The organism is Candidatus Villigracilis vicinus (assembly GCF_016702885.1).
GTDB lineage: Bacteria > Chloroflexota > Anaerolineae > Anaerolineales > Villigracilaceae > Villigracilis > Villigracilis vicinus.
In genome coordinates this window covers 1-22,596 of record NZ_JADJDD010000004.1, presented here as the reverse complement: position 1 = coordinate 22,596, position 22,596 = coordinate 1, and the positions used below count along the sequence as shown (strand labels likewise).

31 protein-coding genes and 2 pseudogenes are annotated in these 22,596 nt (G+C 50.4%); 22 read left to right on the top strand and 11 right to left on the bottom strand.

Translation table 11 applies throughout. The features are described from left to right. The first annotated feature begins 4 nt into the window (after window positions 1-4). The 7 genes from IPG80_RS04920 to IPG80_RS04890 all read left to right on the top strand — a co-directional run bounded on the left by IPG80_RS04920 (window position 5) and on the right by IPG80_RS04890 (window position 6,497). Entirely contained in the window at window positions 5-466 is a 462-nt protein-coding gene (locus tag IPG80_RS04920) for a hypothetical protein (protein WP_345103307.1), read from the top strand. Window positions 467-536: 70 nt separating this feature from the next. Then, complete coding sequence (locus IPG80_RS04915) at window positions 537-2,087, top strand: GMC oxidoreductase (protein ID WP_345103305.1); 1,551 nt, start codon at window positions 537-539, stop codon at window positions 2,085-2,087. A gap of 5 nt (window positions 2,088-2,092) precedes the next feature. Continuing rightward, the gene (locus IPG80_RS04910; protein WP_345103303.1) at window positions 2,093-3,193 is read left to right on the top strand and encodes a DUF6688 family protein; all 1,101 of its coding nucleotides are present in this window, start codon (window positions 2,093-2,095) and stop codon (window positions 3,191-3,193) included. After that, window positions 3,181-3,555: a hypothetical protein gene (locus IPG80_RS04905; protein WP_345103301.1), complete on the top strand. Its 375-nt coding sequence runs from the start codon at window positions 3,181-3,183 to the stop codon at window positions 3,553-3,555. Before IPG80_RS04910 ends, IPG80_RS04905 begins: the two co-directional genes overlap by 13 nt. Then, window positions 3,548-5,020 (top strand): peptidase S10, encoded by a 1,473-nt coding sequence (locus tag IPG80_RS04900; RefSeq protein WP_345103299.1) that lies wholly within the window; start codon window positions 3,548-3,550, stop codon window positions 5,018-5,020. Before IPG80_RS04905 ends, IPG80_RS04900 begins: the two co-directional genes overlap by 8 nt. A 99-nt stretch (window positions 5,021-5,119) precedes the next feature. After that, on the top strand, window positions 5,120-5,458 hold the full coding sequence (locus tag IPG80_RS04895; RefSeq protein ID WP_345103297.1) for a hypothetical protein: 339 nt from the start codon (window positions 5,120-5,122) through the stop codon (window positions 5,456-5,458). Continuing rightward, complete coding sequence (locus tag IPG80_RS04890; protein ID WP_345103295.1) at window positions 5,448-6,497, top strand: SIS domain-containing protein; 1,050 nt, start codon at window positions 5,448-5,450, stop codon at window positions 6,495-6,497. Before IPG80_RS04895 ends, IPG80_RS04890 begins: the two co-directional genes overlap by 11 nt. A 38-nt stretch (window positions 6,498-6,535) precedes the next feature. Here IPG80_RS04890 and IPG80_RS04885 read toward each other — a convergent pair whose 3' ends face one another. Next, entirely contained in the window at window positions 6,536-7,108 is a 573-nt protein-coding gene (locus IPG80_RS04885) for a TetR/AcrR family transcriptional regulator (RefSeq protein WP_345103293.1), read from the bottom strand. 135 nt (window positions 7,109-7,243) lie between these two features. Here IPG80_RS04885 and IPG80_RS04880 point away from each other — a divergent pair, with 135 nt between their 5' ends. The 3 genes from IPG80_RS04880 to IPG80_RS04870 are packed head-to-tail and all read left to right on the top strand — an operon-like array spanning window position 7,244 to window position 8,838. Continuing rightward, window positions 7,244-7,615 (top strand): DoxX family protein, encoded by a 372-nt coding sequence (locus IPG80_RS04880; protein ID WP_345103291.1) that lies wholly within the window; start codon window positions 7,244-7,246, stop codon window positions 7,613-7,615. A 29-nt stretch (window positions 7,616-7,644) separates the two neighbouring features. Beyond that, the gene (locus IPG80_RS04875; protein WP_345103289.1) at window positions 7,645-7,866 is read left to right on the top strand and encodes a CDGSH iron-sulfur domain-containing protein; all 222 of its coding nucleotides are present in this window, start codon (window positions 7,645-7,647) and stop codon (window positions 7,864-7,866) included. Window positions 7,867-7,926: 60 nt separating this feature from the next. Next, window positions 7,927-8,838, top strand: coding sequence for a VOC family protein (locus IPG80_RS04870; RefSeq protein WP_345103287.1), 912 nt, complete (start codon window positions 7,927-7,929; stop codon window positions 8,836-8,838). Window positions 8,839-8,962: 124 nt separating this feature from the next. On the opposite strand, the gene IPG80_RS04865 is transcribed toward IPG80_RS04870, so the two are convergent. Next, a complete protein-coding gene (locus tag IPG80_RS04865) occupies window positions 8,963-9,937 on the bottom strand; it encodes an NAD(P)-dependent alcohol dehydrogenase (protein ID WP_345103285.1) in 975 nt (324 codons plus the stop codon). A 240-nt stretch (window positions 9,938-10,177) separates the two neighbouring features. Between IPG80_RS04865 and IPG80_RS04860 the strand changes: the two genes are divergently transcribed. From IPG80_RS04860 to IPG80_RS04805, 12 genes are all read left to right on the top strand, one after another. Further along, window positions 10,178-10,327: a hypothetical protein gene (locus IPG80_RS04860; protein WP_345103283.1), complete on the top strand. Its 150-nt coding sequence runs from the start codon at window positions 10,178-10,180 to the stop codon at window positions 10,325-10,327. Between the two features lie 345 nt (window positions 10,328-10,672). Then, window positions 10,673-11,440, top strand: coding sequence for a 5'/3'-nucleotidase SurE (gene surE / locus IPG80_RS04855; RefSeq protein WP_345103280.1), 768 nt, complete (start codon window positions 10,673-10,675; stop codon window positions 11,438-11,440). Then, a complete protein-coding gene (locus tag IPG80_RS04850; RefSeq protein WP_345103278.1) occupies window positions 11,437-11,889 on the top strand; it encodes a DUF2721 domain-containing protein in 453 nt (150 codons plus the stop codon). The genes surE and IPG80_RS04850 overlap by 4 nt, the downstream gene beginning before the upstream one ends. Before the next feature lie 2 nt (window positions 11,890-11,891). Further along, window positions 11,892-12,173, top strand: coding sequence for a hypothetical protein (locus tag IPG80_RS04845; protein WP_345103276.1), 282 nt, complete (start codon window positions 11,892-11,894; stop codon window positions 12,171-12,173). Continuing rightward, the gene (locus IPG80_RS04840) at window positions 12,170-12,628 is read left to right on the top strand and encodes an ASCH domain-containing protein (RefSeq protein ID WP_345103274.1); all 459 of its coding nucleotides are present in this window, start codon (window positions 12,170-12,172) and stop codon (window positions 12,626-12,628) included. The genes IPG80_RS04845 and IPG80_RS04840 overlap by 4 nt, the downstream gene beginning before the upstream one ends. Window positions 12,629-12,640: 12 nt before the next feature. Continuing rightward, a complete protein-coding gene (locus tag IPG80_RS04835) occupies window positions 12,641-13,336 on the top strand; it encodes a hypothetical protein (RefSeq protein WP_345103272.1) in 696 nt (231 codons plus the stop codon). Next, entirely contained in the window at window positions 13,326-14,840 is a 1,515-nt protein-coding gene (locus IPG80_RS04830) for a hypothetical protein (RefSeq protein ID WP_345103270.1), read from the top strand. The genes IPG80_RS04835 and IPG80_RS04830 overlap by 11 nt, the downstream gene beginning before the upstream one ends. Before the next feature lie 372 nt (window positions 14,841-15,212). After that, window positions 15,213-16,475, top strand: a complete 1,263-nt coding sequence (locus IPG80_RS04825) for a hypothetical protein (protein ID WP_345103268.1) — start codon at window positions 15,213-15,215, stop codon at window positions 16,473-16,475. A 62-nt stretch (window positions 16,476-16,537) separates the two neighbouring features. Continuing rightward, window positions 16,538-16,903 (top strand): MGMT family protein, encoded by a 366-nt coding sequence (locus IPG80_RS04820; RefSeq protein ID WP_345103266.1) that lies wholly within the window; start codon window positions 16,538-16,540, stop codon window positions 16,901-16,903. Window positions 16,904-16,990: 87 nt separating this feature from the next. After that, a complete protein-coding gene (locus IPG80_RS04815) occupies window positions 16,991-17,377 on the top strand; it encodes an MGMT family protein (protein ID WP_345103264.1) in 387 nt (128 codons plus the stop codon). A gap of 311 nt (window positions 17,378-17,688) precedes the next feature. Continuing rightward, the gene (locus IPG80_RS04810) at window positions 17,689-18,009 is read left to right on the top strand and encodes a hypothetical protein (protein WP_345103262.1); all 321 of its coding nucleotides are present in this window, start codon (window positions 17,689-17,691) and stop codon (window positions 18,007-18,009) included. A gap of 70 nt (window positions 18,010-18,079) precedes the next feature. Beyond that, window positions 18,080-18,394 (top strand): putative quinol monooxygenase, encoded by a 315-nt coding sequence (locus IPG80_RS04805; protein WP_345103260.1) that lies wholly within the window; start codon window positions 18,080-18,082, stop codon window positions 18,392-18,394. Here IPG80_RS04805 and holA read toward each other — a convergent pair whose 3' ends face one another. The 9 genes and pseudogenes from holA to IPG80_RS04760 form a co-directional block, all read right to left on the bottom strand. Continuing rightward, window positions 18,395-18,949, bottom strand: coding sequence for a DNA polymerase III subunit delta (gene holA / locus IPG80_RS04800; RefSeq protein WP_345103259.1), 555 nt, complete (start codon window positions 18,947-18,949; stop codon window positions 18,395-18,397). It abuts the gene before it with no gap. A gap of 154 nt (window positions 18,950-19,103) precedes the next feature. Then, entirely contained in the window at window positions 19,104-19,364 is a 261-nt protein-coding gene (locus tag IPG80_RS04795) for a hypothetical protein (RefSeq protein WP_345103258.1), read from the bottom strand. A 75-nt stretch (window positions 19,365-19,439) separates the two neighbouring features. Next, complete coding sequence (locus IPG80_RS04790; protein WP_345103257.1) at window positions 19,440-19,928, bottom strand: DUF6391 domain-containing protein; 489 nt, start codon at window positions 19,926-19,928, stop codon at window positions 19,440-19,442. Between the two features lie 14 nt (window positions 19,929-19,942). Then, entirely contained in the window at window positions 19,943-20,425 is a 483-nt protein-coding gene (locus tag IPG80_RS04785) for a tRNA-dihydrouridine synthase (protein ID WP_345103335.1), read from the bottom strand. A 13-nt stretch (window positions 20,426-20,438) separates the two neighbouring features. After that, entirely contained in the window at window positions 20,439-20,936 is a 498-nt protein-coding gene (locus IPG80_RS04780) for a tRNA-dihydrouridine synthase family protein (RefSeq protein WP_345103256.1), read from the bottom strand. A 52-nt stretch (window positions 20,937-20,988) separates the two neighbouring features. Then, window positions 20,989-21,538: pseudogene (gene msrA / locus IPG80_RS04775) on the bottom strand (peptide-methionine (S)-S-oxide reductase MsrA). Then, window positions 21,538-21,780 (bottom strand): peptide-methionine (R)-S-oxide reductase, encoded by a 243-nt coding sequence (locus IPG80_RS04770; RefSeq protein ID WP_345103255.1) that lies wholly within the window; start codon window positions 21,778-21,780, stop codon window positions 21,538-21,540. The pseudogene msrA and the gene IPG80_RS04770 overlap by 1 nt, the downstream one beginning before the upstream one ends. Next, window positions 21,689-21,913 (bottom strand): annotated as a pseudogene (locus IPG80_RS04765) (peptide-methionine (R)-S-oxide reductase). Before IPG80_RS04765 ends, IPG80_RS04770 begins: the two are co-directional and overlap by 92 nt. Window positions 21,914-22,290: 377 nt before the next feature. Beyond that, window positions 22,291-22,596: hypothetical protein (locus IPG80_RS04760; protein WP_345103254.1), on the bottom strand; the 306-nt coding region annotated here is incomplete at its 5' end.

The following is a 22,596-nucleotide window of genomic DNA, read 5'->3' as shown; positions in this document are numbered from 1 at the left end:
ATCCATGTCGTATTCGATGGAAGAACTCAACCACATGTCCTTGAAGCAATTCAGGGACTTGTTTGTCTCGCTATCCATTCCCATCCCAAGTGAAATATTCGGGAAATATCATGCCGCGTTCGTGGGACCAGCCTGGCTGAGAGCATCTGCCGCCCCCGCCCTCTCCCTCACCGGACTCGGCGGCTGGTGGGGCAAGGAATTCTTCAACAACGGCACTGCGATCAACATCATTTCAAAAGATGGAAATTTCTCCACTCGCTTCCCCATGCGCTTCATGCAAACCCGATCCTTCATTGACGACAGAGGCGGGCTGGCGTTGCACTATCAAAAGGGTAACCCTTTCCCGTGGATGCACGTCGTGGATGAAATTCGCCGCATCGACGAATCCACCTTGCTCGGCATGACCATCGCCAACGTTCGCGGATTGCGCGGGCTGGCATTTCCATTTATTTTGCAAAAGGCTTAAACCACAGATTACGCAGAGAAATAAATAAAACTCTGCGCCCACTGTATGCTCCGTGGTAAGTGAGGCTTTAATGGACTACGACGTCATCATCATTGGTTCGGGGTTTGGCGGAAGTGTCGCTGCATTACGTTTGAGCGAGAAAGGCTACAAGGTCGCCGTCATCGAGCAGGGACGGCGCGTGAGCCGCGAAGATATGCAGAAAGCCAACCGTTCACCACTCCATCTTTTCTGGATGCCCGAACTCGGACTCAAAGGCTTCTTCACCCAACGCTTCTTTCAACACGTCAACATCGTTGGCGGCGTAGGAGTCGGCGGCGGGAGTTTGGTCTATGCTGCGGTGTTGCTTGAGCCGAAGGCGGCGTTTTACCAAGACCCTGCCTGGGCACAGATGAGAATCAACTGGCAGGCAGAACTTCATCCGCATTATCAAACCGCCGCCCACATGCTGGGTCGCGTCACCTGCCCCACCTTCCATAAACAAGATGAACTGATTCAACTCACCGCCCGCGAGATGGGCGTTGAAAACACGTTCGGCAACGTGCCGCTCGGCATTTATTTTGGGAATGAAAATTCTCCCGACCCATTCTTCAACGGCGACGGCCCCTCACGAAACGGCTGCATCGAATGCGGCGCATGTCTCGCAGGCTGTGCCCCTGGCGCAAAGAACACGCTCGATAAAAATTATCTCTTCTTTGCCGAAAAACTTGGCGCACAAATTTTGCCCGAACGCAAGGTGACCGAACTCCGCGCCACCGAAAACGGATATGAGATTCAGATGGTCAACCCGCTCACCGGAAAGAAGTACCCGCCTCTTTCCGCGCCGAAGGTTGTTCTGGCTGCCGGAGTTTTAGGCACGCTGGAAATTCTTTTCCGTGCCCGCGAGTTGCATGCCCTGCCCAATCTCTCACCCATGCTCGGTCAGCGTGTGCGGACAAATTCCGAAGCCATCGTGGGCGTGCTCTCCAAAGACACCTCTGTGGACTTGAGCCATGGTCCCGCCATTTCCACTGATTTTCACGCCAACGAGCGGACGCACGTCACCCAAAACCGTCTGCCCGCCAGTTACTGGTTCATGAAGCTATATTCCGGTCCGCTAGTGGATGGAACCAAACCGCTCTTACGGACGTTGAAAGTACTGGCGCAATTCATCCTGCGTCCGCTCAACTCGACCGCCTCGATGCGTGTCTTCAAGGATTGGCACAAGCGCATCACACTGCTCTCCATCATGCAGAATGCAGATAATCAAATGGCATTCACCTGGAGCGGTCTCTTCAAAAAGGGATTGAAGTCTGCCACGGCTTCGGGGAAATCTGCCCCTGCGTTCATTCAAGAAGCCAATGACGCGGCGCGGGCGTTTGCCAAGGTCTCTGGCGGCGTGCCGCACAACTCGCTGTTGGAAAGCGCCTTGAACATGTCTGTCACGGCGCACATCCTCGGCGGTTGCCCGATCGGGCAGGACCATGCTCACGGTGTGATCGATGCGAATCACGAAGTCTTTGGTCACGCCGGGTTATACGTCATGGACGGTTCCGCGATCCCTGCAAATGTGGGCGTTAATCCCAGCCTGACCATCACTGCCATGGCAGAACGGGCAACAACCTTATTTCCAAAGAAAGCATAGGTCTTATGAACGAAGAACTCCAAGAACCTCAACCCCCAACCCTTCCCCTTTCGACTGTTCAGAAATTTTTATATGGTTTCATTGTTATTGCTGCCCCGATCTTCAACTTCTCGCTGATTGAACTTATGAAACCCGAATGGCAGGATGGTAGGTTTACATCGTATCTCTATCTCTTCCTTTTGCCAGAAGCTTCTTGGGTTTTCTTCCCGTTGCTTTTATACGCTGTCCTGAGTTATCTCTTGCTGTTGTGGGATAGCGAGCAATTTGCTGATTCTATGATCATCCGCCTTGGCATCTATGGCGGCACATTCCTTGCTCTGCAATACAGCATTTTATCGTTCATCACTACATTTAGCCCATCCCCTGTTGTTTTAGCAGTTCTCCTTGCGTATTCTGCACCTCTTATCCTGCCCAAGTTGTACTCTTGGTTGAGACCTCAATGGGATAAATTGTTCGAAAAATATCGGCTTGCTATGATCATCATTCCATTGATCATCTTAGCCCTGGTGCTGTGGGGATTTTTCTTCGTGCTAGCGATCTTTGGCATCGCTTCGCCCTTCTGGTCTTTCCTTATTGCCTTTCAAGCTTCTCGTTGGCTTTGGAAACATTACGAAACCAAGTTTTCTTTTGCAAAGGGATTTGGCATCTTCGCCTGGATTTCAGCCTATGCCTTTGCCTTGCGATTCAACATCTTGAAAATGTTCGAGCTTTATAACGCCCTGCCCACCGAACCGCCCAATTGCTACATCGCCACCGCCGCCGCGAATGGACATCCACGTTTCGTTGGCTCGCAGGAGGTGACATTGGCGAACGGAACATCCATGCGGGTCAATCGTCAGTTGCAGAGGCTCAAGGCGGCGGAAATCGCTTTGATGGGTGTATCCGGCACAGGTCATAGAATGATGCGGAAGATTTATGATGTTGTCGGCAAACAACTAGCGGCACACATCCACAATCCGTTTCTGGCAGATGTATCGTACCTACTACTAAAACCATTTGAACTCTTGGCAGTCTTCACAATGAAGTTTCTCTTAAGCGACATTGAAGGATTAATAGCCAATATCTACATACAAAACCATAGTAAAGGTCAGCCATGGAATACTTAACTGCGCTTATCCCAAATCTTTTACCGCAAATCCCCAATATTCTGCTTCATGTTGCCGGGCTTTGGCTTTCTATTTCACGAAGAAAAGAACACCCTAAAATTTTTCTTGCAGCGGCGATATATTTTGGACTGGGATTGTTGATAAGGATTGGCAGTCAGTTCTATATAATTCTGCCGATCTACATGCAAGACCAGGGACTATCCACTACGAACATTGGCAGTATGTACACAACGCTCAATCTGATCTGCGTTCCTTTTACGATTATCATGGAAATCGCCTTGTTGTATGCTATATTCGCCCCACGGCAAGAAACTCATCACACCCCTAATACACCTATTTTTGCAGGAGATAAAAATGGCTGAAGATAAAAAGAAAGACGAAGAGAAGAAAGACGAAAAATCCACACCCAAGGATAATATCGTCACTACCAAACATTCCGTAAAGATCGGCGGCAAATCGCTCAAGTACACCGTGACGACCGGAACGATGGTTTTGAAAGAAGAGGTGACTGAAAAAGACAACGAGGTCGAAAAGCCGCGCGCGCAGATATTCTTCACTGCATATACACTCGACGGTGTGCGCGATAAAGCTAAACGCCCGATCACTTTCTCATTCAATGGCGGACCCGGTTCGTCATCGGTGTGGCTGCATCTCGGAGTGCTCGGTCCGCGCCGCGTGGTGATGACGAACGAAGGCGAAATGCCCAAACCTCCATTCAAATTAACGGACAATGAATTCTCTGTGCTCGATGAAACCGACCTGGTTTTCATTGACCCGATGAGCACGGGCTTCAGCCGCCCGGTGGAAGGCGAGAAGTCGAAAGATTTTCATACCTTCCACAAAGACATCGCCTCGGTGGGTGATTTCATTCGGCTCTACACCACGCGCTACAATCGCTGGCTCTCGCCAAAATTCCTCGCGGGCGAGTCCTATGGCACCACCCGTGCGGCAGGACTCTCTGGCTATTTGGCAGACCGCCACGGCATGTTGTTGAATGGACTGATGCTCATCTCAGCCGTGCTCGATTTCACTACCCTTGATTTCAACCTCAACAATGACCTGCCTTACATTCTCTTTGTGCCGGGTTATACCGCCACGGCTTGGTATCATGGCAAGCTCGATAAAAAGAAACCCCTCAAGACTTGGCTCAAAGAATCGGAAGAGTTTGCTTTGGGTGAATATGCGACTGCTCTGATGAAGGATGGGGCGCTCACGAAAGAAGAAAGAAGAAAGGTTGCGGAGAAACTTGCCCGCCTCACTGGCATTTCTGTTGAGTTTATTGAACGCGGCAACTTGCGCATTCATACCTTCCACTTCTTCAAGGAACTTCTACGCGACCAAGGCAAAACTGTCGGTCGCCTCGACAGTCGCTACACCGGCATTGACCGCCTCGGTGTGACCGAAACTCCTGAATATGATCCGCTTTTTGCGCAGGTCAACGGTCCATACACTGCCGCATTCAACGACTACATCCGCACCGAACTCAAATTCGAAACCGATACCACGTACGAAATTTTGAGCGATAAAGTCTGGCGTCAATGGTCATACAGCTATTTTGAGAACCAATACGTCAACGTCGCTGAAACATTACGCGCCGCAATGACCTTCAACAAATACCTCAAGGTCTTTGTCGCCAACGGCTATTACGACCTCGGCACACCTTACTTTGCCACCGAATACACATTCAACCACCTCGCCCTCGATGAATCTCTGCGGGGCAACATCAGCATGGGCTATTACGAAGCCGGTCACATGATGTACGTCCACATGCCTTCGCTCAAACAAATGAAGAAAGACTTGAGCAAGTTCATCAAAGACGCGAGTTAACGACCATAGCCGATGGACGATAGACATGGTCTATCGTCCATCGCTTGAGCCAGTTTAAGAACTCTGCTTCAGCCAATTCTTTAGAACTAAAGGAACAGTATGGTACTCGCAGCAAAAATACAGGTTTACGCAACCCCTATCTTATGTTTGATCTGGCTGGCAGGCTTTGTGCTTGCCTTGGTGAAGTTTCGCGTATCGCCCCGTGCATCCGTTCTATTCATCATCGCCCTGTTCTTCGCGGCGCTTGGTCAGACTCTCGACGTCATCAATTTACTGACGGTTAACAATATGGATCAACTCATATCGTTTTTCCCAGGGTCGCTTCGAACAATTAGAAGTATCCTAAACTACACCCCTAGTATTTTCAGCGTCCTTTCGTGGGGGCTGATCTTGTTTGCATTTGTCACAGTAATGGGTAAAAAGAAAAATGAATCTTGACGACCTCGAACTCTTCAAACAAATAGATAGACTAAACATGATCGCGCAGATCAACGGTCTGCCCGATCAACTTCAATCCGCATGGGGTTTGGCGCAGACGTTGTCGTTGCCGAAACTGGATGAGGTTCACAACATCATCCTTAGCGCGATGGGAGACTCCGGCTCGGCTGCCGAACTGGTAGTTGCTTCGGTTTCCTCAAGCCTCTCACTCCCCGTGAGCGTTCACCGCGGTTATGGACTGCCCGCCTCTGCCACAGACAAGACTCTGGTTGTTTGTCTCTCGCATTCCGGCAATTCAGAAGAAGTGTTGGATGCGTTTGAGTCCGCGCTGAAAAACGGTTGCAAGATCATTGTCATCTCCACCGGCGGCAAATTGACCGAGCGCGCCCAAGCCAACAATCTGCCCGTGTGGAACTTCACCTACACAGGCATGGACACGACCGCCATCGCCTATCCCTACGCTTTGACCCTCGCCCTCTTCGCCCGCCTCGGCTTGATCCCTGACCCCAGCACAGATGTCGCCGAAGCCGTGGCAATGATGAAACGCTCGCAACAGCACATCGTCCCAGAGATGATCGCTGCGAAGAATCCCGCCAAGCGTTATGCTGGTCAATTAGTGGGACGTTGGGTGACCTTCGTTGCGACTGAAAATCTTGCTCCCGTGGCATATCGCTGGAAGACTCAGATCAATCAGCTTGCCAAAGCTGGCGCGAACTTCGAGATCATCCCCGAAGCGACGCATAACACACTGATCGCCACCATCAACCCAAACCCGACTCTCAATGCCCACACCATGACGCTCTTCATGCGTGCGCCGAGCGACCATCCACGCAACAAACTACGCTCAGACTTGATGCGTCAAGCTTTCATGCTCGAAGCCTTGAACACGGACGTGATCGATGCCCGCGGAGACTCGGTCATTGCACATTTATGGACATTGATCATTTTTGGCGATTACATGGCGTATTATCTCGCCATGGCGTACGGCGCTGACCCCTCTGAAGAAGATGCGTTTGTGAATTTCAAACGGTCGTTATAACCCGTAGGGGCGGATCGCGATCCGCCCCTACAATATCATTACGCAAACTGTTCTAAATTGACTGCCACCAATGGATACGCTTCGTCCACGAATTTTTCGAGGGCGGGGCGTTTTTTCATATGGCTGTAGTGTGATGCCAATCCGTAGATCGCCCAGGAAGCAACGGTGGCAGGAATTTCGGTGGGGACTTTTGACTTCCGCAGCCAATACGAAAGCAAATCAAATATCTGCTTCTTGATCGTACCTTCAATAAGTGACTCAAATTGCTGATGCGGCTGAGCACAGCCCGTATGAACACGCGAAAGAAATTCCACTACGGCAAGGATCAAGTTACGAAGATTGTCTTCACTATAGCTACACACATTCAACGTTCGTTTTTCGATCTCAGCCATAAATGCTTTTTGGATGGTGTAATCAAGCAGGGCGTATTTATCGGGGAAATGAGCATAAAACGTGGCACGGTTGACCTGTGCCTTATCGGTCACATCTTGCACAGAAATGGATTCGAATCCTTTTTCGGCGAGAAGAGATTCAAAGGATTGCAGAATCAAGCCGCGGGTCCGTTTGACGCGGGGGTCCAGTTTTTCTTCTTCTCTTGGGTTAGGCAACATTTTCGCTCCTTTGTTGCTTAGTCAACATTCTCAAGTCTTTGTTGGTTGACTTTCAAAGCGGGGATTGGTAAATTAGACAACATCTGTTGTTTAGGCAACAAATGTATATTATCAAACAACTCAAGGAGAGTCAAGATGAACATCGCTTTATGGGTCGCTCAAGTGTTGCTGGCTGGCATGTATGGCATGGCAGGCGGTATGAAGACCTTTCAACCCGATGGCGTGCGCAAGAATCCGCAGATGACCTGGGCGCACGATCAACAGGATGGTTACATCCGCTTTGTAGGCGTTTCAGAATTGCTCGGCGCGTTAGGCATGATCTTACCAATGCTCACCGGTATTCTGCCATGGCTGACCCCGCTCGCCGCTGTGGGTCTTTCGATCATTCAAGTGCTCGCGATTTTCATGGTGCATTTGCCAAAGAAAGAATATCAGGTCATTCCCGTGAATATTGTTCTGCTCGCATTATCTATCTTTGTGGCATACGGGCGTTTTGCCTTATCCTAAATCTAATTTTTCCAAGGAGTTACAACACCATGTCCGAAAATCTCGAAATCAAGGCAAGCAAAAGCGGTCCATACCTGATCGCAGGAAACTTTACATTTACCGACGCGGAAGGCAATACCAAGACCGTCGAAAAAATGGTCGCGCTCTGCCGTTGTGGACAGTCTGCCAATAAACCGTTTTGCGATGGCACTCATAAAAAAATCGGTTTTGAGGCTACCGAAGGCGCATTGGCTTTGAACGTAATTGCATAAATCTTAAAGTACAATCGAGTCCGATGCCGAAAGACATCGGACTCCACGTTAGAGGTAAACATGATGACGCAACCAAACACGCTTCAGGAATATTCGGTTCACCCCGCCACCAGAATGGGACATGTCTCCCTGACCGTGGCGAGTCTTGAAAATCAGATCCTGTTCTACGAAAAGGCAATGGGCTTCAAAGTCCACTGGCGCGAAGGCAACAAAGCCGGTCTCGGCGCTGGCGGCGCGGACTTGCTCCAATTCACCGAAGAACCGAACCTCAAGCGCTACCAACGCACGACCGGTTTGTATCACTTTGCCATCGTCTTCCCGAATCGCCGCGAGCTTGCCATTGCCATGGCGCGTTTGTTTGCGTTGAAAGTTCCCAACTCGCCCACCGACCATGTCATGACCAAGACCACCTACCTCAATGACCCCGAAGGCAACGGCATTGAGTTGTATTGCGAATCACCCGAAGATGGTTCATGGACGATCAAAGACGGCAACTACGAAGCCCGCTGGGCAGACGGACGCTGGAGCGATGGACGCGAAGCGCTTGATGTCGACGCGCTCTTTACTCACCTCAAAGAAGATGACCGCCTCGATGTGAACATCCCTGCTGAAACCCGCATGGGTCATGTCCACTTGCATGTGCGCGATATCCCTGAAACGATTGACTTTTATCACGGCGTGCTCGGCTTTGATGTAATGGGTGTTTCCAAAGGAATCGGCATGGCCTTCGTCTCAGCTGGTGGATATCACCACCACATCGGTCTCAACACCTGGAACGGACGCGGCGCGCCTCCGCCCCCCGCCGATGCCGTAGGTCTACGCTTCATGACCGTGGATTACCCGAATCCTTCCGTGCTCGCCGAAGTCACCGCCCGCGTGGAAAATGCAGGCATCCCATATAACAAGATAGATGATGGCTATCTACTGCAAGACCCGTCACAGAACGGGGTGCTACTGAGAGTTGCGCCATAACAAGCATTTCATGTAAATAACTCAAGTTGCCACTTCTTTGGCGTTGGTTTTTCTTCACCTCTTATAGGTCGCAACTTGGGTTAAACAAAAAAATCCTGAAGAAAACCTTCAGGATTTTTTTTGTTTAAGATGCAACGGTCAAAATCACTTTCCCGCGCGCATGTCCTTCTCCAAGATATCGAAGGGCTTGCGCGGTTTCGCTTAATGGATAGCGTTTATCGATGACAGGCTTGATCTTACCTGCCTCTGCCAAACCTTTTAGATAGATAAGATCTGCCTGCTTGGGCTGCGCGGTTAATGCGCCCAATTTCCTGCCGTCCTTTTCAGAAACGAACGAACCGCGCAGTACCGCTTCAAAAATTTGCTTCGTCGTACCGCCTGCCATCACATACATTCCCTTGGGGGTAAGCGCATCTTTGTAATCAGTGATGGGATGATACCCATTCACGGCAAGAATCAAGTCGTACTGTTTTCTGTTTTTGGTGAAATCTTCTTTGGTGTAATCAATGACATGGTCAGCACCCAACGAACGGACCAGTTCCATGTTACGCGTACTGCACACAGCGGTGACTTCCGCACCCAATACTTTGGCGATCTGCACTGCAAACGAACCGACTCCACCCGAAGCGCCCTGAATCAATACCTTGTGCCCGGCTTGGATCTTGCCCGCGTCGCGCAAACCTTGCAAGGCTGTCACTGCCGCCATCGGGAAAGCCGCCGCCTCTTCAAAAGTCAGGTTGACCGGTTTCAACGCCAGCGCTTTTTCCGGCACCGCCACATATTCTGCGAAGCTGCCGCAGCCGCTTGCCGCCAGGTCGCCATAGACTTCATCCCCAACTTTGAACTGTGTCACATTTTTACCAACGGCTTCGACCCGCCCGGCAACATCTGCACCGGGGATTTTATATTTGGGCTTGAAGAACCCGGCGTTTAACCGCACAAGGAAAATATCTGCGGTCAATAAATGCCAGTCAAACATGTTTAGGGACGCCGCATGGATTTTTACCAATACTTCGTTATCTTTAGGGGTAGGTTTTGCTGTCTCTTTGAACTCCAGCACATCGGGAGTGCCATATCGCTCTGTAATGATCGCTTTCATGTAAATTCCTATCTGCTTCTCTTAAATTTAGAGTGCGTTGAGAAGATGTACGCCAGTTTGCAAATTTGGTTGCAAAGAGCTAAAAACTCCAGTAAAAATTTCACGGCTGGGAACGTCTCTACCGCACGAAAGGGATTTGTATGAGCGAACCCACGCCCAAAAATAGTCTTTAACCCCGAAGGCAACAGCACAGGCGATGCCTGTGTCCCGAATATCAGCCCTGCCGAGCGCAAAAAACGCATGGACTTCGGCATCCTCCAGCTTGTGATCACATTTGGCATTCTTGCCGCCATGCTCTACTTCGGCGCGGACAAGCTCTGGCGGCTGCCGCTTTTCGCCATGTTCTCCGCCGGGGCGGTTTCCATCTTTCAAGCCCTCGACAAAACCTGAGTAGCCCTCGCAGCGCGTAGTGTACGCCTCACCTCAGATAAATACGAACGGGTCAAAGACTCAGCAGAAGACGCCAAGATCAAACGTCAGGCGATGAAAGTCGTTGCCAAGGGAACTTTGGTAGGATTAGGGATTACCCTGCTGATCATGTTGATACCCTAACCATAGACAACAGACGATAGACCACGGACGATCTTTGTCAGTCTATGGTCAGTGGTCTATCGTACATCATCTCTAATGCGCTCTGCCCACAAAGCAGGGCGTTTTTCTTTGCCAACCGCATGGCGTATAATTCAATTACCAATCGCCAATCACCAATTTCAAACAAAATCGGAAAATTAAATCATGCATATCCTAGTCACCAACGACGACGGCGTCACCGCCCCTGGGCTTCTTGCACTCGCGCAGGAAATGCGCAAACTTGGCAAAGTGACCGTATTTGCCCCCGATAAGAACTGGTCTGCATCGGGTCACGTCAAAACCATGGAACGTCCGTTGCGAGTCAAGGAAGTGACTCTCGCAGATGGCACCTCTGCGTTTGCTTCGGATGGCGCGCCTTCAGATTGCGTCGCTTTGCCATTGCTTGGACTGATCGAAGACCCAATTGACATCGTCGTTTCCGGGATCAACCCGAATGCCAACCTGGGGCACGATGTGACCTACTCCGGCACCGTCACTGCCGCGATGGAAGCCGTCATTGCGGGCGTACGCGGCGTCGCCGTTTCATTGGATTCGCCCGAGGGGCACAAAGGTCCACTCGATTACTCAACCGCCGCCGTAGTGGGGAGGCGTGTCGTCGAACAGGTCATTGCCGATGGCTTGCCTGAAGGCGTCGTTGTTAATGTCAATGTCCCGTATCTGCTTGAATCCGAACTCAAGGGTTATATGATCACAAGACAAGGCTTGCGTGTGTACCGTGATGCGCTCGATGTACGCAGTGACCCGCGCGGCAAACCCTATTACTGGATCGGCGGCGAAGCCCCCACCGGCGTGGACGAGCCCGGCACCGACTTCGGCGCATTGCGTGCGGGCATGGTTTCCATTACGCCGCTGCAATTGGATTTGACCCACCTCAAAGCGATGGATGTGTTGAAGAAGTGGGATTTTAAATGACCACGATTCAAGAGCTTATTCCCGTTTTGCAAACCGCCATCGGACCCGTGATCCTCATCTCGGGGGTTGGCTTGCTTTTGCTGAGCATGACCAACCGCCTCTCGCGCGTCATTGATCGTGCCCGCAACTTATTGGCAATTTCCGAGTCTCAAGCCGGACCTTCTAAACAGAAAACGCTTGCACAGATAGATATTTTATGGAGTCAAGCAAAGCTGATACGTCTCTCGATCCTTTTCGCTGCTGTCAGTTTATTATGCGCGGCTTTGCTCATCATTATTCTGTTCATCACCGCTTTATTCGGGATTGAAGATGCCTGGCTGCTCAGCATCATTTTTATTGCGTGTCTGGGTTCGTTGATCGCATCTCTGATCGTTTTCATCACAGATATCAACCGCTCGCTCTCCGCTTTCAAAGTGGAATTGTATGGTTATGAGACGAAGGAAGGTTAACCATGAATTTTCTCAAAAAACTTTTTGCTCCTCGCGAACCCTACAAAAAAGAATATTACACCTTTACCGTCAAATGCAAACGCTGCGGCGAGACCGTCACCGGGCGCATCGATGTTGACAACGACCTCAGTGTTGAATACGAAGCAGACGGCGACGTGTTCTATGCCCGCAAAGTGCTGATTGGCGAGAACAAATGCTTCCAACGCATTGAAGCCAATTTCAAATTCAACGCCGACCGAAAAATGATCGAACAGGAAGTTATTGGCGGAGAGTTCGTCGAGTGACCCAGGCACAAATTGAAGCCTATTGGGAAAATTTCCTCGGCGCGAATCCTCCTTATCAGGGCAAACCTTATATCGCCGAACCCTTCGGAGATAACCCCGCTCTTGCTGATGAACTCGGCAATCTCGTCTTAAGCGGAGTTAAATCTGCCACCTGCTCTGCTGTATGGGAGTATGAAGCCAAAGGCGAGTCCTTTCCACACCTGGGCATGCTCTGGCTAGTACTCGACGGACGCAACAAACCGATGTGCGTGGTCGAAACCATCGAAGTGACCTTCCGCAAATACAACGAAGTGGATGCAGACTTTGCCCGTGCCGAAGGGGAAGATGACCTAACGCTTGAAAGTTGGCGCGCAGGGCATAAACGCTTCTTCACCCGTACGCTGTCTCTCATCGGCAAAGAATTTACAGAAGACATGCCGCTCGTTTGTGAACGCTTTCGCGTCATCTACAAATAAAGTGAGGTTGTCATGAAACGTTTTTTCATCCCACTGCTCGTTCTTATTCTCCCCCTCTCAACCTTTGCTTGCAGCCGCAACATCATCCCGCAAAGTTCTGCCCCCAACACAGAAAATCCCGCTGCACCTGCCCCGGTTGAAAAGACCCTCTCCTCATTTACTTCCATTGCAGGCACCGACTACCTTATGGCGGGCATTGTCCCCATCGAAATGGCTCGAGACTCCAGCCGCAACCCCTTCGAATGGATCAACAGCAGCGGATACTCTGGCTACTCTTCCTACGTCACCTACAACTATGTATTCTTCAACACCCAGACCGGGGAATATCACCGCCTCCTGCCCAGCAATGATCTTGTCATCCAGCAAACTGCCGGGTTCCCTCAATTCGTTTATGATTCCAATGACCCCGAAAAGCCCGCCCCGGTCATCGAGTTTTGGATTTACAACATTGTCAAAGCCGATACGAACGGAGATACCTTCTTCGATTACCGCGACAAACTCACCATCGGCATCTCCGATGTCAGCGGCAGCAACTATACCGAGTTGATCGAAAACGTAGACGCCATCCAATCGCAATATTACAAAGACTCTTCCAACTTCATCATCATTTACAACGTCAACGACAAGAACTTCATTGCCAGGGTCAACCCCATCACGCGTGAAATTCTATCCACCACCGAAATGGACCTTGGAGAAGATGTCAAATAATCTTCAACGCATCACAACCATCGTTTTCGTTTTGCTTGCCGCCTTGCTCCTCACACAGGCGGCATTCTCGCTTCAATGGCCCATCGCCCACGACGAAGCTCCGCTCTTCTACGAAGCCTTCCTTATGCAAAACGGGCAGATCCCCTACAAAGACTTCTTCGACTTCCAAATGCCCGGAAGTTTTTTCGCCTACTATGTTCTCGGCACAGGCAGCAACTTCGGTCCGCTTCGCATCCGCATCTTCGACATCGTCATCCTTGCCGCCATCTCGATCATCACCTACTTCGCCATGCGCCGCTTCGGAAAATTCACAGCCATTGCCGCGCCCATCCTCTTCACGCTCAAATATTTGCAAGGCGGTCCCAATCTTTCCCTGCAACGCGAATACATTATCCTCATCTTCATTTCTCTTTCCATTTGGATCGGCGTGACCGACTCTCTGAATTTTCGCAAACGCCTCATGCTGGGTCTCCTCTACGGACTCGCCGCCACACTCAAACCTCACGCCGCGCTCGGACTCCTCCCCTTCCTGCTCTTTGACATTGCAGACCTGAGACAACGCCGCGAGTTTTCTCTGCCATCGCTTGCAAAGCAGATCATTCTTCCTGTTGCCATTGGGTTTGCAATTCCCGTTTTACTCGTCATTCTATATCTAACGTTCACTCAATCTCTCTCCCCTCTCATCGATATTATCCTCAACTATGTTCCGCTTTACACCCAGATCAACGGTGAGATGGCGATCACACCGTCAGCGGAGCGCATGGCTTATTTGCTGAATCAACTCTGGCGTTTGGGCGGAAGCGCTCTTTGGCTCATCCCTGCAGGGATTGGCATCTATCTCCATCGCAACCGCCAAACCTATCTACTCGCTAGTCTCGCCGCTATTTATGCCATCTACCCCGCGCTGACAGGACAGTTCTTTCCCTATCACTACATTCCATTCATCTACACCATCATCCTCGTTGCATCGCTTTCACTATCATCCAATTACCAATTACCAATTACCAATCCACCTTCTTTCATCTTTCCTCTTTCCTCCTTCATCCTCCTCGCCACCATCCTCATCACCGTAAAACCTTCCCAAACCTTCCTCCGCCAACTCCAAGGCAAAGACATCGTCATCGCCGCAGACCGCGCCGCACAGATATCCGCCTTTCTCGAAAAGAATCTCGAACCCGGAGACAAAGTCCAGCCATTGGATTGGACCGGCGGCTCGTTGCTCGCCATGCTCGAAAATCGCACACCAATTGCCACATCATATGTCTTCGATTTTTATTTCTATCACCACATATCCGATCCATACATCCAATCCCTGCGCACCGACTTCATGACCCAACTAACGGACTCCAATCCACGCTTCATCATCGAAGTCACCGCCATCGACAAACCCTGGGTCTCCGGCGAAGACACCAGCCGTGACTTTCCCGAACTGCGCGCGTTTCTGAATGAGTATTATTCCGTTACAATGGGAAAAGAAGATTACATCATCTACGAACGACGATAGACCATCGACCATAGACCATGGCGTTGTCCTGAGCTTGCCGAAAGGTCTGCTGTCCGTCATCCGCGGTCTAATTATGAAATCAACCCGCCAACTCTCATTTCTCTACCTCACCCTCCCCTTCATCCTCTTCCTCTTCGGCTGGGTCCGCCTAACCATCGCTATCCCACTTTCACTCATCCTCCTCTTCACGCTCTACAAATTACTATTTACCAATTATCAATTACCATCAACGGTCAACCACCAACCATCAACAGCTTACTGGTTACTAATAACTGCTCTTTGGCTCTTCCTCTCCGGCATCGGCGGCTACGCCTTCCAAAACTGGGACCATAACTGGCGCAACGTTGTCCTGCGTGACTTGATGAACTTCGATTGGCCGTCTACTACGCCCAACCCGAAAGCGGACCGGTCAAGATGCTCGTCTATTACGTTGGCTTCTGGCTGCCTTCGGCTCTCATTGCAAAATTTACCAACTGGCAAGTTGCCAACTTCGCCCTCTTCATCTGGTCACTCCTCGGCGTGTTACTCGTTACTCATCAACTCGGCAATTTCTTCAAGACCTCCAACCTCAAAGCTACTATCCTCTTCCTCTTCTTCAGCGGACTTGATGTTCTTGGCACGCTTTTCTTTGCCAAAGACTATCCCACTCTCCTGCCGCCCATTACCCACCTCGAAACCTGGGCAGGGAACTTACAATACTCATCTTTCACCACTCAGTTGTTTTGGGTCTTCAATCAAGCCATTCCGGCATGGTTATGCATAACTTTAATTGTCATTCTGAGCCGCGAAGCGGCGAAGGGTCTCTCAAATGTTGCCCCAGAGACTCTCACCGCCCTGCGGCGCATGGGTCGCTCCGCTCAGAGTGACACGCGAAGCGAAATCATTCTCCTCTGGTCGCTCTGCTTCTTCTTTGCTCCGCTTGCCTCGGTAGGACTTCTCCCCTACATCATCATCGAACTCGTCAAACAAACCGACTTCAAATCTCCATTCAAAAACCTCCATTGGGAGAAACTTCTCTCTGCCGTAATCATCTTTCTTCTTTCCTTTTTCTTTTTCACCGCCAACACCGCGGCCCAATCCCGCGGATTCCAATCCCTGCCCGTGGATAAATTCCTCGCCTTCTTCCTGCTTGAAGGCGGAGTTCTTTGGCTGGTGCTTGCCCCATCCAAATACAAAGACCCACATTGGATCGTCACCGGCATTCTCCTCGCCCTCATCCCCTTCATCCAGCTCGGCAGCGACCGCGACTTCGTCATGCGCGCCTCCATTGCGCCACTCTTTTACCTCATGCTGATGACTGGTGAAATAATCTTCGACAAATCCGCTCCACGTCGATTACTAATTCCTGTTTACTGTTTACTGATTTTAGGTTCCCTCACCCCAATCTACGAAATCAACCGCTCCATTTACCGCACTTACGATTACCACTTCCTGCAAGATTCTTGCGCCGCCTGTGATTTCTCCTCAGACCCGATCACCAAACTTGCCCAACCCGGCAAACCGGAAGAAGAACATCCCGGCTCTCTTACTGCAGATGCCCTGCCAACACTTCAATTCATGACCGATGAACTTTCCCAGAACTTCATCGCCAATGTTAGACAGGCATTTTTCTATAAAAATATAGCCAAACGTTAATTTCAAGACCATGGAAAATCCATCGTCAATCGTCCATGGTCCACCGTCAAAAAAGGACCCCCATGCCCGAACTTCCAACTCCCCCAGACCCTCAAGCTTTCTACGCTCAAGTATGGAACATTGTCGCCCGCATCCCACGCGGAAAAGTTACTTCCTATGGTCAGATCGCCAAGATGCTGCCACCGCCCGCCGGTGTGGATGAAGCCACCTTCGCCGAGTTCGGCGCACTGTGGGTCAGCAATGCCGTCGCCGCCAGCCCCAACGAAGTTCCGTGGCAACGGGTGGTCAACTCCAAAGGGGAGATCACCGAACGGGATGGACTCCAAGCGAAGCGTCAAAAACTCATGCTTTATGATGAGGGTGTCCCATTTAATCCCAGAGGGCGCATCGATATGCGAAAATATGGCTGGGATGGAAAAACAAAATAAACTCCAGACCACGGACAATGGAAGATAACATATGGTTCATTATCCATCTTCATATTCCTCATTCTGCATTCAAAATTCTTAAAACTTATGTCCTTCTCTTCTCCCCCCAACCCGCAAGCCTATTACGAACAAGTCTGGGCGATCGCCCGCCTCATCCCGCGTGGAAAAGTCGCCGCCTACGGGCAGATCGCAAAAATGATTCCGCCGCCTAATGGAGTGGAACTCGAAGCGTATGCTGCATTCGGTCCGCGGTGGGTTGGCGGCGCAATGGCAAACTGCCCTGATGATGTGCCGTGGCAAAGAGTGATCAACTCGCAAGGCAAGATCAGCGAACGACCGGGTGCGGAGAGGCAACGTCCGCTGCTCGAAGCCGAAGGCGTGGTCTTTGATGCCAAAGGCAAAGTAGACTTGAAAAAGTTCGGCTGGAGCGGAAAGAACGAAGACGATGTGCCAAAACAGGCAGCCCTGTTCTAAACAGGTAACAGAAACGGGCAGTTGAATGCTTTTGATCAAAATTTCGTATGGAAAAATAACAAGATTTCCAGCATTGCGAACCGCGCTTTTCCCTGCAAGGATGATGTTCTTTTGAAATTTATTTCGATCACTTAAATCGTAGCGGCTTCGCAACTTCGCGAAAAAATTGACGCGTCACGCAAAACATATAAGGTAGCAACTTGAGTTAATTATCTATCGTCTCAAAAAACTTTATCAAGGAGTATACCCATGCAATCCCCCGAAAAAAACAACCAAGCTCGGAACCATATCTTTCATTCTCGCCATCATCGTTGTCGTGCTCTGGTGTATTTACTTCCGCCCTCTTCGCCGCCATGACCGAGGGCGGCGCCACCTTCGGCATGGACGGTGAAACCGCAGGATACGCCATTGTCTTCGGCGGCGGCGTGGTGATGGCGGTCTTAACTGTACTGCTCACCCTTGCAGGGATCATCCTTGGCGTGATGGCGCTTCGGAAAGCAGACCCGAAACGCGGTATCGCCATCGCCGGGTTGATAATCAACTTCCTTTGTTTTGCACCCTATTGTCTACTACTCATATTGATCGCCGTTGGCAGCATCTCCGCTGCAGATATGCCCTCGTTTGCGCCCTAGTTCTTTGTCATGAAATTGCATAATTTACCTTCCTCCCTTTCAAGTACATTTGGAGCAACGGAGGCAAATTATGTATATCTTTCAAGTCCATCACTATATCAAACCGGAAGGCATCGAAGCCTATAAAGCCGTCACACTGGAAAATGCACAAAAGACACGGCTTGAGCCAGGTGTATTGCGTTTTGAATTTTTCCAAGACGCAGCAGATCCGGCGCACTTCAGTCTATTCGAGGTCTATGCCGATATGGCGGCGCGTGATGCGCACCTGCAAACCGAACACTTCCTGAAATGGAAAGACGTCTACCTTGCCACGCAGGAGCGCAAAGGCGATGGGCATGAATTTTTAGCGTTGTATCCGGAAGAAGGGGATTGGAAGAAGGGTTAACTAACGCGCCAGTTCAACCACTAGCGTATCAAGAGCCAGGTCCAGTGTGATCTGGCTCGTTTTGACTCGTTCATCAATGTTCAACAAACGGTGATAGATCGCCTCGAGAGCATCCATGGAAAAACGTCCGGCTTGTCCGGTGGTCTTTTCGGCAACATACGGATGGATCGCCAGCGCGCGCGCCACATCGTCTTTATTGCCGCGCGCATCAAGGATCTCACGCGCTTGAAGCAGCAAACGAAATTGACGCACGACCATCCCCCACAATGAAAATGGGTCTTCATTCTCTAACAAACGATGCAATAACTTTTGCGCTGTTTTGGCATTGCCCTGGGACAACGCATCGACGAAGTCGAACACGCTTTGCTGGGATGTGACGATGCAAACTGCCTCCACATCGGACCCGCGCACGGGTCGCTCCCAGTTAACATACGCCAGCAACTTTGAGATTTCCATGCCCGCCTGACGGGTATCCACGCCGGACATCTCCGCGAGACGCGCCGCTGCCGCAGGTTCGATCTGCCCGCCTTGATTCTGGCTTCGTTGATGATCCACCCGGGCATATCACGTTGTTGCGGCAGGAAGAAGGCTTGCATGCGAGCATGCGGTTTATTCTTCTCGCCCCATTTGACGAGCCAATGCTTTTCGGCATCTTTGGCTTTTTCAACCGTGTCATACAAAACAACTTTTGCCGTATCAGGCGCTTTCTCTAAAAATTCCAAAAACTTTTTGCGGGCATCGGGCTTGGTAAATTTACAGAAGGATACGCGATATAAACCAATCTCTTCGGTGCGAGGAACGGCATGGCATTGACCGCATTGTTCAAGTCGTTTTCGGTCATGGAGCGCGCTTCGAGACGGGTCGTGTTCATGTCCGCCGTGGTGGGGTCGGTGAACTCAGACTCGAAATCTTTGAGCTTGCGCGTGATGGCAAATTCGTCGTTGCCGTATAAGAGGAAGATGGTAGGCATATGATCTTAAACACGAAGGACACTAAGGTACTACGAAGGAAAACCTTTGCGAAACTTTGTGCCCTTTGTGTTTAATCACTTTGTAATGACTCGATGCACACCCTTGCGGACAGGCACAATATCTATGATCTGCATCGAGCCCAGATTCGCTTCGGTGGTAACGTATTTCTGAAGCCACGGTCCAAGCGGTTTACTGAGTTGATAGCCTACCAGCGCAAAGAGCAATGCAAGCGGAATGAGCAAGAGGCGCCACAGCGTAGACTTGGTTCCCCGCAGCGGCATCCATGCAAAGGTCCCGGCAAGAAGCGCGGTGGTCGCCATGTTGGTTCCGCAGCCTGGGTGGACGGCGAGTCCGCTTTCACCAGAATTGAGTCGCGTATGCGCTTCTGTTGCAGATTCCCAAATTTGTTGCGTGGTCAGATCGCCGAGCAGGAAAAAGCCGGTCGGGTTGGAATGTCCCGCCATGCGTTTGCCGGGATGCTTGTGTGACAGTAAATGAATGGCGGCATGTTCAAGCGCATGATTGCGCCGTGTTTCGAGAATGAGGGGAAGATCGAGGATCATAGGATGATTATATGTTATATCTGCATGACGGGAGAATCATAAATCTTTTCGAGTAATTCAAGGAACTCAGAAGATGGACGTGACTTGAGTATCTCTTTGCGTTCGTCACGGCTGAGGTGCTGCATCATCACGTATTGGACGGCGTTCTTACGGAAGAGGCGTGAGCCGTCTTCATCACCGTAGAATTCAACACAGCGCGCTAAATGTTTACGGATGGTGGCTTTGACCACATCCGGCGGGACCTGGTCGCGGTCGAGGCGCGAGAATATCCACGGGTTTGGAATGGCACCGCGCCCGATCATGACTGCATCAACGTTGGCGTGCGCTTTCATACGATCAATATCGGCGACGGTTTTCACATCACCGCTGCCAATGACGGGAATCTTCACCAGCGATTTCACTTCCGCGATAGCATCCCAATCGGCATTGCCTGCATAGCGTTGTTCTTTCGTGCGTCCATGCACAGCGACAAGTGAACCACCCTCTTCTTCGATGATGCGGGCAATGAGTTTATAGTTTTTCTTTTATCCCAACCGAGGCGATCTTGCCCGTAACCGGCACGCGTAAATGCTTTACCAGTTTACGGAACGTCCGCGCAATACGCAGCGGTGACGGCATCATGCCTACCCCCGCACCACGGTCCGCGATGGTTTTGGCGGGGCAACCCATATTGAGGTCGATCACATCGGGATTGTTCTCTTGAATTTTCAATGCGGCTTGCAAGATAAGTTCGGGGTCTTCGCCATAAATTTGAAAGGTGATGGGACGTTCCGGCTCGTTGAAGTACATCCGTTTGGCAGGCTGCTTGGACTTACTGAGGATCTTCTCCACCTTGATAAACTCGGTGTAGCTCATGGCAGAGCCAAGTTCGCGGCAAAGTGAGCGGAAGGGGCAGTCAGAATACCCGTCCATGGGCGCGAGGATGGCGTCGCCATAGATGGGCAGATCACGGATGAAGAAGTTAGTGTCTTGCTTTCGTTCATAGGTATGGAAAGTATAACAAACCATTTTCCTGTTTATTAGGTGACAGTCACTTGGAAGTGACTGTCACCTATTTTACTTATGCAGCTTGCTTCTTCCACAACTCCAAAAAGTGCTTATTGAACTTGCCAACCTTTGGCGCGACAACCGCCTGACAATAAGGCTGGGATTGATTGCGCACGAAATATTCCTGATGGTATTCCTCAGCGTTATAGAAATCTTTGAGCGGCTCCACTTCAGTGACGATGCGGCTACCCCAAACCTTTTGCGCTTCCAACTCGCGGATGGTCTGCTCGGCAACTTCCTTTTGCTCGGGCGTGTGATAATAAATGCCGGAGCGATACTGCGTACCCACATCCGCGCCCTGACGATTCAATGTGGTCGGGTCGTGGATAACAAAGAAAATATTCAACAGATCGCGAAGCGTAAATGACAGACGTGTTGAACTTGATCTGCACTATTTCGGCATGCCCTATCACCATTGCAAACCGCACGACACCCGGGTTGGTAACATGCCCGTTGGCATAGCCCGAATCCACAGACAGCACGCCTTTGACTTCATCATAAACGGCTTCCAAGCACCAGAAACAGCCCCCCGCCAGCGTGATAGTCTCAACATTTGTGCTCATCATAAATTCTCCTCTTTACTTGTTCTTCTGAATATTGCTTTTGAATAAGGCGAGATACTCACCATAGCCTTCTTTCCAATTCCTCCACTGGAATAAAAGAGTGAGGCAGAATTTATACAATAGCGCAATCCGGTTGGCGCAGGTCCATCGTCAAAGACATGCCCCAAATGTGACCGCCATGTTTGGAGCGCACTTGTTCTCAAGCCATAAAGAATTCCCCGTGTCGGTATGCTCAGTGACATTTTCCGCGGTAAGTGGCTGTGTAAAGCTGGGCCAACTGCAGCCAGAGTCGAATTTCAAGAGCTAAACAGTGCCTCTAGAAACAATGTCCACATAGATGCCGTCTTGTTTATGATCCCAAAATTCATTTTGAATGGCGGCTCGGTCCTGGGCATGTTGTGTAATTTCATATTGTGCCGGGGGTAAGTTGTTGGGCGCAATTTTTCTTCGGACAGTTTACGATACGTTTTCATTTAGACCTTCACTGGTTGGCTTGGCAACATTTATTTCCAATACTACGTATGCTAAAAAATTACCTTGAGAAAGCATGATAGTTAAAATCAAAAGTCCGCCTCGCAGCGGACTTTTGACTGATTTTACACTTCAAACTTTTATCTCGTCCCCAGATACGGTCACCAAACTGCTGGTGACCTTTAGGCTTACCAAATGAAAGTCCTATGCCTGTTCGCTGATCGCATCGCTCAGGGATTGGTTCAGCCAGGCTTCCATTTGAGTAACGAACATCCCCGGCACTACCCTGTTGGCTGATCTGCATTGACTCGATCTTGAAGTAAGGATGCTTTGTTAACGTCGATGGACAATTCCCCAACGACTAATGCAGAAGTGACGCTCTCACTTCCATTAACCATGCCCTGTGATCCGCACCTTCCCATCGCGCAGGTAGACCTGACTCGTTCAAGGCAGGTCGGGTTATTCTTCATTTCCATGGCGATCCATGAAGTAAGCTGTTGCTCTGTAATGGTAACCGTGGTCATTGTGCCCGGCTGCGGCAGGCTCTCTTCAAGAATAACAGACTTGGCTTCCAGCCCAGCCAGATC

Excerpts from the sequence above, each read along its gene's own strand:
- IPG80_RS04870 (WP_345103287.1), top strand. The coding sequence starts at position 7,927 with ATGATGACGCAACCAAACACGCTTCAGGAATATTCGGTTCACCCCGCC.
- IPG80_RS04915 (WP_345103305.1), top strand. The coding sequence starts at position 537 with ATGGACTACGACGTCATCATCATTGGTTCGGGGTTTGGCGGAAGTGTC.
- IPG80_RS04865 (WP_345103285.1), bottom strand. The coding sequence starts at position 9,937 with ATGAAAGCGATCATTACAGAGCGATATGGCACTCCCGATGTGCTGGAG.
- IPG80_RS04900 (WP_345103299.1), top strand. The coding sequence starts at position 3,548 with ATGGCTGAAGATAAAAAGAAAGACGAAGAGAAGAAAGACGAAAAATCC.
- IPG80_RS04795 (WP_345103258.1), bottom strand. The coding sequence starts at position 19,364 with ATGCCTACCATCTTCCTCTTATACGGCAACGACGAATTTGCCATCACG.
- IPG80_RS04805 (WP_345103260.1), top strand. The coding sequence starts at position 18,080 with ATGTATATCTTTCAAGTCCATCACTATATCAAACCGGAAGGCATCGAA.
- IPG80_RS04890 (WP_345103295.1), top strand. The coding sequence starts at position 5,448 with ATGAATCTTGACGACCTCGAACTCTTCAAACAAATAGATAGACTAAAC.
- surE (WP_345103280.1), top strand. The coding sequence starts at position 10,673 with ATGCATATCCTAGTCACCAACGACGACGGCGTCACCGCCCCTGGGCTT.
- IPG80_RS04815 (WP_345103264.1), top strand. The coding sequence starts at position 16,991 with ATGTCCTTCTCTTCTCCCCCCAACCCGCAAGCCTATTACGAACAAGTC.
- IPG80_RS04885 (WP_345103293.1), bottom strand. The coding sequence starts at position 7,108 with ATGTTGCCTAACCCAAGAGAAGAAGAAAAACTGGACCCCCGCGTCAAA.
- IPG80_RS04905 (WP_345103301.1), top strand. The coding sequence starts at position 3,181 with ATGGAATACTTAACTGCGCTTATCCCAAATCTTTTACCGCAAATCCCC.
- IPG80_RS04875 (WP_345103289.1), top strand. The coding sequence starts at position 7,645 with ATGTCCGAAAATCTCGAAATCAAGGCAAGCAAAAGCGGTCCATACCTG.
- IPG80_RS04780 (WP_345103256.1), bottom strand. The coding sequence starts at position 20,936 with ATGGTTTGTTATACTTTCCATACCTATGAACGAAAGCAAGACACTAAC.
- IPG80_RS04820 (WP_345103266.1), top strand. The coding sequence starts at position 16,538 with ATGCCCGAACTTCCAACTCCCCCAGACCCTCAAGCTTTCTACGCTCAA.
- IPG80_RS04770 (WP_345103255.1), bottom strand. The coding sequence starts at position 21,780 with ATGTCACTGAGCATACCGACACGGGGAATTCTTTATGGCTTGAGAACA.
- IPG80_RS04860 (WP_345103283.1), top strand. The coding sequence starts at position 10,178 with ATGGACTTCGGCATCCTCCAGCTTGTGATCACATTTGGCATTCTTGCC.
- IPG80_RS04895 (WP_345103297.1), top strand. The coding sequence starts at position 5,120 with ATGGTACTCGCAGCAAAAATACAGGTTTACGCAACCCCTATCTTATGT.
- IPG80_RS04835 (WP_345103272.1), top strand. The coding sequence starts at position 12,641 with ATGAAACGTTTTTTCATCCCACTGCTCGTTCTTATTCTCCCCCTCTCA.
- IPG80_RS04830 (WP_345103270.1), top strand. The coding sequence starts at position 13,326 with ATGTCAAATAATCTTCAACGCATCACAACCATCGTTTTCGTTTTGCTT.
- IPG80_RS04920 (WP_345103307.1), top strand. The coding sequence starts at position 5 with ATGTCGTATTCGATGGAAGAACTCAACCACATGTCCTTGAAGCAATTC.
- IPG80_RS04790 (WP_345103257.1), bottom strand. The coding sequence starts at position 19,928 with ATGATCCTCGATCTTCCCCTCATTCTCGAAACACGGCGCAATCATGCG.
- IPG80_RS04910 (WP_345103303.1), top strand. The coding sequence starts at position 2,093 with ATGAACGAAGAACTCCAAGAACCTCAACCCCCAACCCTTCCCCTTTCG.
- IPG80_RS04845 (WP_345103276.1), top strand. The coding sequence starts at position 11,892 with ATGAATTTTCTCAAAAAACTTTTTGCTCCTCGCGAACCCTACAAAAAA.
- IPG80_RS04850 (WP_345103278.1), top strand. The coding sequence starts at position 11,437 with ATGACCACGATTCAAGAGCTTATTCCCGTTTTGCAAACCGCCATCGGA.
- IPG80_RS04880 (WP_345103291.1), top strand. The coding sequence starts at position 7,244 with ATGAACATCGCTTTATGGGTCGCTCAAGTGTTGCTGGCTGGCATGTAT.